This window comes from Flavobacterium movens (assembly GCF_039581425.1).
GTDB lineage: Bacteria > Bacteroidota > Bacteroidia > Flavobacteriales > Flavobacteriaceae > Flavobacterium > Flavobacterium luteolum.
Window position 1 is genome coordinate 353,960 of the sequence record NZ_JBCPXY010000006.1, and the last position, 6,997, is coordinate 360,956.

Sequence of the window (6,997 nt, forward strand, 5' to 3'; positions counted from 1 at the left end):
TCAAATTTACTCATTCTGCGAAGAAAACAACCTGATATTTATCAGTATTTTAACAATTAATAATTTATTAATCTCAATTAATTTGAAGATTTCTTGTTTGAATCGAGTTGCATTAACGCAGAAAAGAATTTGAGCGTTTTTTTATACCTTTGCAGCATGATAAATCAAGATTCTATAGTTGCTTTGGCCACGCCTTCGGGAGCTGGAGCTATCGCCATAATTCGTATTTCTGGAGCCGAAGCCATTACAATTGGCAATTCGGTATTTAAATCTATTAAAAACAAGGATTTAACAAAACAGAAGACGCATACACTTCATTTAGGGCATATTGTAGACGGAAGTAAAACATTAGACGAAGTTTTGGTTTCGGTATTTAAAGGTCCGAATTCTTATACGGGAGAAGATACGATTGAAATTTCTTGTCACGGATCGACTTATATTCAGCAGCAGATTATTCAGTTATTGCTTCGAAATGGCTGTAGAATGGCTGATGCTGGTGAATTTACATTAAGAGCTTTCTTAAATGGAAAACTGGATTTATCGCAAGCAGAAGCGGTGGCAGATTTGATTTCGTCAGACAACGAAGCTTCTCATCAAATTGCGATGCAGCAAATGCGTGGCGGATTCAGTAATGAAATTGCGAAACTAAGAGAAGAGCTTTTAAATTTTGCTTCTTTAATAGAATTGGAATTGGATTTTGCAGAAGAAGATGTAGAATTTGCAGACCGAACACAATTTCATGAATTATTAAACCGTATTGAATTTGTTTTAAAACGTTTAATCGATTCGTTTGCTGTTGGAAATGTAATCAAAAACGGAATCCCAGTTGCGATTGTAGGTGAACCAAATGTTGGTAAATCGACTTTATTGAATGCTTTGTTGAACGAAGAACGTGCCATTGTTTCAGACATTGCAGGAACTACGCGCGATACCATTGAAGACGAATTAGTAATTGGCGGTATTGGATTTAGATTTATTGATACTGCAGGAATTCGTGATACAAAAGACGTTGTAGAAAGTATCGGAATCAAGAAAACTTTCGAAAAAATAGAACAGGCTCAAGTTGTAATTTATTTGTTTGATGGATTAAAGTTTCAGACATCAAGTTCTGAATTTGTAAATGAAATTGAGCAGATCAAAAATAAATATCCACTAAAACCGCTGCTTATTGTAGTGAACAAAAAAGATATTCTATCTGCTGATGAAGTAGCTAATATAACCAATCAGTTAGAGAATTTAAATGCAAAATTGCTATTGATCTCTGCGAAAGAAAAAATAGGAGTAGAAGATTTAAAGAATGAATTGTTGTCTTTTGTGAATACAGGAGCGCTTCGAAATAATGAAACGATTGTTACCAATACAAGACATTATGATTCGTTATTAAAAGCTTTAGATGAAATTCAGAAAGTAAAATTTGGTTTAGAATCAGGTCTTTCAAGTGATCTAATGGCGCTTGATATTCGCGAAGCTTTATATCAATTCGGACTGATTACAGGACAAGTTTCTAATGACGAATTATTGGGGAATATTTTTGCGAATTTCTGCATCGGGAAATAGAGGGCGTAAAGAAACATAAAATAAAAATAAATGAAACAGTTAAAATGTTAATTATTAATGTTTTAGATGTTTTTTTTATTCAGTTTTTTTTTGAATATGTGAGTATTTACGATCAAGAGATTAAAGCATTATGATGCAGTGGGAAAAAGGATGTTAAGTCAACTTTAAGTTTTATGTCCTTATTTTTTTACAACTTTAGTTATATAGAGCCTACTCTTTTAGTCACAAAAAAGTATCAACTCCATTTTTAAATAATTTTAATAGTGCAATTTGCAAAGGAAGATCATTTACGACTATATTTGACAACGACAAAACCTGCTTTTTAGAAGAATAAAAAATCGGTATTCTAATAAATGGTTTTAAGTAAACTTTTTTTACGCATAAAATGCTTCAACAAAAATTACAGAATTGGCTAAACCAATTTAAGCAGTACTTTTTTACGTACAGCAATGGTTTCTATCATCTTCCTTATAGCAGTAAATCTCCGCAGGATCTGGTAGAGAGTCTTGCCAACTACCCGTTTATGAAACACAATCGAGTAAAGCAGAGTGTTTATGCTAATACGCCATTTTGTTCAGGAGGTTTTAACTATCAAGAATTAGAAGAGGGCCTTTGGGTTATTTATTCTAAGATGAAATATAAAACGAATGTTGCCTTTGATCTTATTTATGATAATCCTCAGGAATTGAAAATTGAGGATGGAGGCTATTATATGCTTAGTCTAAATAATGTTACAACTCGTGTAGTAGCTGATATGAAAATCTGTGAAAAACAATTATGTTTCGCGAATTACAGTTGGACATTCTTTAAACCAAAAGAACGCAATTGTGATGTGAATTTTAAAGGCGCAAATAATAAATACATCACTCTGTATTTTAGTGAAGAATGGCTGCAAAAAAATCTTGTTCAAAATAGTTTGTTCTCTGAAGCGGGATTAAATGATTTTATAGCATCTGATACACCTTATATTGCTTGGCCGCTTGATGAAGAAGAAGAGGTATTGAAAAATTTTGGCTTGTTTGACGAAGTTATGAATATGAATAATGAATCAACTCATATCGATTTTCTCCAGTTTAAACTTTATACTTTGAATCTTATTTTTGATTTCTTGAAAATTTGCAAGAAACAAGAAGTGATTAAAAGACATTCTGTCATTGACTATAATGATAAATTTAGTATCAATAAAGTCGAAAACTATTTATTAGGTAATTTATTTGACAAATTTCCTGGAATTGATTTTTTGGCTGAAAAATTTAAGATTTCTGAAAGCAAACTCAAATCAGATTTTAAGCAGTTTTTTGGAAAACCCATCTATAAATATTTTCAGGAAAAACAGATGATCTTAGCCAAAGAACTTATTATAGAAAACAAACTTCTCATAAAGGAAATTTCATATAAGTTTGGTTACGAAAACACCAGTAAATTTAGTACCGCTTTTAAAAAACATCATGGTGTTCTGCCGTCTGAACTTCAAAAACAAGAATTAGAAGTAGCTCTATAAACTTCCTTTTTGCTTTGATTATATAGTCAAAATGACTTTTTGGGCTATAGATTTTTTTGAATAAAACTTTTTGGAGTATCTCTTACCATAGCCTCTATTTTACTTTTGTCTGCAAAAAATAGAATATGACAAAAATTACTTATTCGCTGAGAGTGGTCTTAAAAAAAACACGCGATCGGCTGCTTTCCAGATTATCGATACTGATGGTTTTTATTTTGCTGAATTTTGCCAGCGGGATAGCACAGACATCTCAATCATTTTGCGGTTCTGCAACTGTTACCAATTTGAGTACAGGGACTACTGTCGGCAGTAGTTATAAATGGTACAGCTCCGACATCAGCCAAACAGCATTGAACTCAACTACAGCACTCGCTACTGGTACTTATTATTTAGAAGAAACATTTGCTCCCATAACATTAGGAAGTGGCTTCAATAAAGAAACTTCAATTGCCGTAGATGCAGCAGGAACTATTTATGTGTCAGATCAGCTTAATAACGCAATAAAAAAAATGTCTCCTGACGGGCTTACTATTACAACTTTAAAAAGTGGACTCAGTGGTCCATTTGGTATTGCTTTAGATGCCGCCGGAAATGTTTATGTAGCAGAAAGTACTAATAATGCAGTTAAAAAAATATCTGCTGACGGAAGTACTGTTACAACTTTAGGAGGCAGTTTTAACAGACCTTGTAATGTGGCTGTAGATGCTGCTGGATACATTTATGTAGCAGATCAATTTAATAATGCTATAAAAAAAATCTCTCCTGATGGCGTTACTACAACAACATTGGCAATTGGATTTAATCATCCGCAAGGAATTGCTTTAGATGCTGCCGGAAACATTTATGTATCAGATACCAACAATAATGCTATTAAAAAAATAGCTCCTGATGGGAGTGTTAAAAGTTTAAGGACTATTGGAATTAATAATCCAATTGGACTTGCAATAGATGCTTTTGGAAATATATATGAAGCAGATTACGGAACAAACAGCATTAATAAAATATCTCCTGATGGACTTACTATGTCAACTGTAAGAAATGATTTTAACCGTCCGTACGGTGTTTTTATAGATGGTTCGGGAAATATTTTTGTAGCAGATACCAACAATAGTCTCGTAAAAAAAATTGTTGTTACCAGAAATGCAGTGAATGTTGCTGTAAATCCTGTACCTGCCGCACCTACTGTGTCTACTCCGGTAGTTTATACTCTTGGAGCAACGGCGTCTGCCTTAACTACGACAAACGGTACAAATTTGAAATGGTATACAGATGCAACAACAAGCACAAGCGTTTCGACAATTACGCCTTTAACTAGTGCTTTGGGAACAACTTCTTATTGGGTTTCGCAAACTGTAAACGGTTGCGAAAGTACAAGGGCGAAAATTAATGTTACGGTAAATCCAGCCGTACCAAATATTTCATATGCGGGAGTTAAGACAACATATATTACGGGAACTGCTATAGCATCTTTGACTCCTACCAATACAGGAGGTACACCGGAACCAAACCCTACAAAAACTTATACAATTAGTCCGGCTTTACCTGTCGGTTTGTATTTTGATACTACATCGGGTGTTATTTCGGGTACACCAACGGCTCCAACTGCCTCAAATACTTATACTATTACTACACAAAATGCTGGTGGTGTAAATAATACAAAAATCACGTTTGCTATCTCTGTGCCAATTGTAACAAGTGTAGATGTTCCTGCAAATAAAATATACACTGTTGGGAATAGCCTGGATTTTATAGTTAATTTCAATGGAAATATTACGGTTACCGGCACACCTCAATTGGAAATAGCCATTGGAGCAACAACGCGCCAGGCTATTTATATGAGTGGTTCGGGGACGAGTGGTTTATTGTTTAGATACATTGTTCAATCTGGGGAATTAGATAATGATGGTATTACTATCGGTACTTTAGTTCTTAACGGAGGCACTTTAAAAGACTCTGGAACAAACGATGCTGACTTACTATTAAATAATGTAGGTGAGACTACAGCTGTTTTAGTTGATGCTGTCGGACCAACCGCATATATAGTGGTTGCAGATATAAACTTGACGATTGGTAAAACGAGTTTGGTAACTTTTACTTTTTCAGAAGCAGTGACAGGTTTTACCAATGCTGATTTTACAGTAGAAAGCGGAACAGTAAGCGCAGTAAGTTCATCAGATGGCGGTGTTACTTGGACAGCCTATCTTACACCAACACAAAATATTACAGATGCAAGTAATATTATAACATTGAACAATGCTGGCATAACAGATCTAGCAGGTAATGCAGGGAACGCTAGGACCTATTCTAATAACTATGCCGTAGATACAGCTGCACCAACCGCATCTATAGAGGTTGCAGATACAAATTTGAAGATTGGTGAAACGAGTTTGGTAACTTTTACTTTTTCAGAAGCAGTGACAGGTTTTACCAATGCTGGTTTTATAGTAGAAGGTGGAACATTAGGCGCAGTACGTTCATTAGATGGCGGTGTTACTTGGACAGCCTATCTTACACCGACGCCAAATATTGCAGAAGCGACTAATATTATAACATTGTTCAATACTGGTGTAACAGATGCAGCAGGTAATACAGGAATCGGAACTACCGTTTCTAATAACTATGCCATAGATACAGCTGCACCAGAAGTAATAAATTTGACTGTACCTGTAAATGGAACATATACAACTGGAAATACTCTAGATTTTACGGTTAATTTTCCTGAAAGTGTATTCGTTAGTGGCACACCGCAATTAGCAATAACTATTGGGGCTACAACTCGCCAAGTTGATTATTTTAGTGGCTCAGGTTCGAGTAGTTTAACCTTTAGATACATCGTTCAAGCTGGAGAATTAGATACTGATGGTATTGAGATTGGCACTATAAGGCTTAATGGAGGAGCTTTAAGAGACTTTGCAACAAACGATGCAAATTTACTGTTGAATAATGTAGGTGTGACTACGGCTGTTTTAGTCGATGCAGCTATTAGCCCTACGATTACTTTTGCAGATATTAGCAAAATCTATGGCGATGCTGATTTTGATTTAACTGCAATTTCTGATTCTCCAGGAAACATCAGTTATTCTATAATTGCAGGAGGAACAGGTTCGGTAATTTTGTCCGAAACAAATAATAAAAAAGTTACATTAGTCAATGCTGGTACTGTAACAATACGTGCGACTCAGGTTGCTGATGGGAATTATAGATCAGGATTAAGAGACATTACTCTTACTATTGAAAAAAAATCAATTTCAATCACAGCAGATAGTCAAACAAAAACTTACGGCTCAATCGATCCTGCTTTGAGTTATATGTCTTTACCGGGTCTAGTTGGAAGTGATACCTTTACAGGAGCTTTATCAAGAACAGCAGGCGAGAATGTAGGATCTTATACTATCGGACAAGGAACCTTAAGTGCTGGTTCAAATTATGCAATTAGTTTCACAGAAAGCAATCTTGCAGTTACCGTTAAACCAATTGCAGTTACAGCAGATAGTCAAACCAAAATCTATGGTTCTGCTGATCCTGTTTTGACCTATACATTTTCACCGGGTTTAGTTGGAAGTGATGCCTTTACGGGGGCCTTATCAAGAACAGCAGGTGAGAATGTAGGATCTTATGCTATTGGACAAGGAACCTTAAGTGCTGGTTCAAATTATGCAATTAGTTTCACAGAAAGCGATTTTGCAGTTACTGCTAAACCAATTTCAGTCATAGCAGATAGTCAAACAAAAACTTATGGTTCTGCTGATCCTGTTTTGACTTATACATTTTCACCGGGTTTAGTTGGAAGTGATGTCTTTACAGGAGCTTTATCAAGAACAGCAGGCGAGAATGTAGGATCTTATGCTATTGGACAAGGAACCTTAAGTGCTGGTTCAAATTATGCAATTAGTTTCACAGAAAGCGATTTTGCAGTTACTGCTAAACCAATTTCAGTCA

3 protein-coding genes are annotated in these 6,997 nt (G+C 35.1%); all 3 read left to right on the forward strand.

Annotated elements, in window-relative coordinates; all coding sequences use genetic code 11:
• Positions 1 to 156: 156 nt before the first annotated feature.
• Positions 157 to 1,557, forward strand: coding sequence for a tRNA uridine-5-carboxymethylaminomethyl(34) synthesis GTPase MnmE (mnmE, locus tag AAYQ05_RS13425; RefSeq protein ID WP_281632900.1), 1,401 nt, complete (start codon positions 157 to 159; stop codon positions 1,555 to 1,557).
• 385 nt (positions 1,558 to 1,942) lie between these two features.
• Positions 1,943 to 3,058, forward strand: coding sequence for a helix-turn-helix domain-containing protein (locus tag AAYQ05_RS13430; RefSeq protein WP_343543991.1), 1,116 nt, complete (start codon positions 1,943 to 1,945; stop codon positions 3,056 to 3,058).
• A gap of 125 nt (positions 3,059 to 3,183) precedes the next feature.
• Positions 3,184 to 6,997, forward strand: a 3,814-nt coding sequence (locus tag AAYQ05_RS13435; protein ID WP_343543992.1) for an Ig-like domain-containing protein, incomplete at its 3' end; no start/stop codon positions are given.